The organism is Megasphaera sp. AF13-6AC (assembly GCF_027685385.1).
In the GTDB taxonomy this organism is placed as follows: domain Bacteria; phylum Bacillota; class Negativicutes; order Veillonellales; family Megasphaeraceae; genus Megasphaera; species Megasphaera micronuciformis.
Genome location: NZ_JAQCUN010000328.1, coordinates 282 through 598, shown reverse-complemented (window position 1 = coordinate 598; position 317 = coordinate 282). Strand labels below are relative to the sequence as shown.

1 pseudogene is annotated in these 317 nt (G+C 54.6%); it reads right to left on the bottom strand.

Annotated elements, in window-relative coordinates:
* Nucleotides 1-317, bottom strand: a pseudogene (locus tag PGX78_RS09220) (hypothetical protein); the annotation flags it as partial.

Below are 317 nucleotides of genomic sequence, written 5' to 3'. Positions count from 1 at the left end.
GGCCTTGGCAGCCGCTTCTGCCGGGTCGAAAAGTGTGAATACTTCCGTAGGACATGCTTCGATGCAGGCGGGAATGCCTGATTCCGTACCGTGGCACAGGTCACATTTAAACGCCAATTGGCGGAAAGGACGGCCCTTTGTATCGCCATGGTAAATGCGTGCCATTGTAATACCGTCAAAGGGACAGGCCTTGGCAGCCGCTTCTGCCGGGTCGAAAAGTGTGAATACTTCCGTAGGACATGCTTCGATGCAGGCGGGAATGCCTGATTCCGTACCGTGGCACAGGTCACATTTAAACGCCAATTGGCGGAAAGGAC